Annotated in this window: 1 protein-coding gene; it reads right to left on the bottom strand. The window is 45.6% G+C overall.

Going from position 1 to position 908, the window contains the following annotated elements; genetic code table 11:
• Positions 1-95: 95 nt before the first annotated feature.
• A partial coding sequence (birA, locus tag R7Q46_RS25645) for a bifunctional biotin--[acetyl-CoA-carboxylase] ligase/biotin operon repressor BirA (RefSeq protein WP_318078010.1) occupies positions 96-908 on the bottom strand: 813 nt, incomplete at its 5' end.

Genomic DNA, 908 nt, shown 5'->3' with positions numbered 1-908 from the left:
TGAACATTCTTCCAACCAGAGAAAGAGCCCATTTGATCCTCCACAAAGGTGCTAACCACCTTGTCGACAAAGTATCGCTAAGAAAGTAAAGGGGCTCAGTCCCCTTTTCTCAACGAAATTTCTCCGCCAATGTAGGTTTCCAAACCATTTTCAGTTTTGAGAACCACCCCACCTTGTTGGTCGATACCTTGTACCACTCCGTGTATTTCTCTCGGTCCCATAAGAAGCTTAACCGGTCGGCCGATAAAGTTGTCCAAACGATTCCAACGTTCAACAAAACCACCCAGTCCAGTCAGTTCATATTCTTCTAACGCGGCTTTCCAATGATCGATAAGACGTATCGCCAATTGAGTTCTATCGATACTCACTTCATTGGAAATTTGGTTGAGTGTTGTCCAAGGTTGATCAATACCGGGCTGCACATCAGGCATGCCAATATTTAATCCCATTCCAATCACTAAGTGAGCTGCGCCTCCTGCTTGACCAGACATCTCCACTAAAATACCGGCTAATTTTTTATCTTGATAGTAGATGTCGTTTGGCCACTTAAGCTTAACACCTTGGATACCGATACTTTCCAGTGCTTCGACTGCAGCAATACCCACGACCAAACTCAGTCCCATCGCTGCCGCCATACCCGCATCTAAACGCCAGTACATAGACAAATACAGATTGGTGCCAAATGGCGATATCCATTGACGTCCGCGACGACCGCGCCCCTGCGCCTGATATTCAGCGATACAAACTCGCCCTTTATCGGATTCACTGACTTTCTCTAACAAATATTGATTCGTTGAATCGATCACGGAAATCAGTTCTACCGGAGTGCTAATGGCATTTTTCAGACGAGTTTCATCGAGTAATTGAAGAGGATGAGCCAGTTGATAGCCTCGTCCTTGGATAAGATC

It is taken from the genome of Vibrio sp. 811 (assembly GCF_033339195.1).
This window is presented reverse-complemented; position numbering and strand designations above follow the sequence as displayed.